Origin of the sequence: Streptomyces barkulensis, assembly GCF_002843305.1 — a bacterium.
In the GTDB taxonomy this organism is placed as follows: Bacteria; Actinomycetota; Actinomycetes; order Streptomycetales; family Streptomycetaceae; genus Streptomyces; species Streptomyces barkulensis.
The window spans coordinates 1-1,646 of the sequence record NZ_PGSG01000044.1 but is presented as its reverse complement, the minus strand read 5'-3'; the positions used below and the strand labels follow the sequence as shown (position 1 = coordinate 1,646).

At 68.8% G+C, this 1,646-nt stretch carries 3 protein-coding genes; all 3 read right to left on the bottom strand.

Annotated features, from left to right (window positions below; translation table 11 throughout):
• Window positions 1-561, bottom strand: a 561-nt coding sequence (locus CUT83_RS10170) for a GTP-binding protein (RefSeq protein WP_101255538.1), incomplete at its 3' end; no start/stop codon positions are given.
• A complete protein-coding gene (locus CUT83_RS10165; protein ID WP_240957786.1) occupies window positions 542-1,141 on the bottom strand; it encodes a DUF742 domain-containing protein in 600 nt (199 codons plus the stop codon). The genes CUT83_RS10165 and CUT83_RS10170, both read right to left, overlap by 20 nt.
• Before the next feature lie 112 nt (window positions 1,142-1,253).
• On the bottom strand, window positions 1,254-1,646 hold a 393-nt coding region (locus CUT83_RS10160; RefSeq protein WP_101255536.1), incomplete at its 5' end, for a roadblock/LC7 domain-containing protein.

Here is a 1,646-nt window from a genome sequence, read left to right as displayed (position 1 = left end):
GAGCGCGTGCTCGACCAGCGTGATCAGCGCGCTCTTCGCCTCCGCCCGGTGCCGCGCGTCGGTGGTGATGATCGGCGCGTCCGGACCGATCTGCAGCGCCTCACGCACCTCGTCCGGCGTGTACGGCTGATGCCCGTCGAACCCGTTCAGCGCGATCACGAACGGCAGACCCGAGTTCTCGAAGTAGTCCACCGCCGGGAAGCAGTCCGCCAGCCGGCGGGTGTCCACCAGCACCACCGCGCCGATCGCACCGCGCACCAGATCGTCCCACATGAACCAGAACCGGTCCTGGCCCGGCGTACCGAACAGGTACAGGATCAGGTCCTGGTCCAGCGTGATACGGCCGAAGTCCATCGCCACCGTGGTGGTGGTCTTGTCGGCGGTGTGCGTCAGGTCGTCGATCCCGGCGGACGCGGCGGTCATCACGGCTTCGGTACGCAGCGGGTTGATCTCCGACACGGCGCCCACGAAGGTCGTCTTGCCCACGCCGAACCCGCCCGCCACCACGATCTTCGCGGAGGTGGTGGAGCGGGTTGCACCGCTAGAGCTTGCGAAGTCCACTGAGCACCCTTTCGAGCAGTGTCACATCTGGCTGGCCGCCGGGCTCGCTGCTGCTGCCCGGCTGATGGATGGCGACGAGGCCGGCCTCGGCCAGGTCGGCCACGAGGATACGGGCGACGCCCAAGGGAATGGAGAGAAGTGCGGAGATCTCGGCAACCGATTTGATCTCGTAACACAGATGGCAGATCCGCTGGTGCTCCGGGAGTTGGCCCTGGAGCCGGGCGGGCTGCGCGGTGGTGTGCACCAGCGCCTCGATGGCGAGCTGGTAGCGCGGCCGGGTACGGCCCCCGGTCATGGCGTACGGCCTCACCAGCGGCGACGATCCGCCGCCGTCGGCCGCGGGCCGGGAGCGGCGGGACCGGGCGGGCTCCTCGGCCCGCCCCGGGTGGGGAGGCTGCTGAGGGTGGGGCTGCTGAGGCTGCTGGTACTGGGGGTGGTCCTGCGGCCCGGGCTGGGAGTGGGGCTCCTGCCAGTGCTGCCCGCTCGGGGCGGAGGGGAAGTTGTAGCGCTTCATGGACGGGTCGTGCCGCGGCTGAGACCGGTGCTCACCGCCGTAGGGACCGCCTGGGGGTGTTGCCACGTCTCCTCCTCCACTGCCTGACGTCGCTCGGGCCGCTGTCTTCCGTGTGCCGCTAGCCCACCGCGTCCCCGCACCTTATGGCGCGGAGACGCGATACGCACGGTCTGTATTGCTAGTTGAGCAGACTTCCCTGCAGTTCGGCGCGGAGGTCCGGCGTCAGCACCGTACCCGCACGGTCCACCAACAGGGCCATCTCATACCCGACCAGACCGATGTCCGCCTCCGGATGCGCCAGCACCGCCAGCGAGGAACCGTCGGAGATCGACATGATGAAAAGGAACCCACGCTCCATCTCCACCACCGTCTGATTCACCGCACCCCCCTCGAAGATGCGCGACGCACCAGCGGTCAGCGAGGTCAGCCCCGACGCGACCGCCGCCAACTGATCGGCACGATCCCGCGGAAACCCCTCGGACATGGCCAGAAGGAGGCCGTCGGCGGAGACCACCACCGTGTGCGACACCCCCGGGGTGTTGTCCACGAAGTTGGTGATCAACCAGTTCAG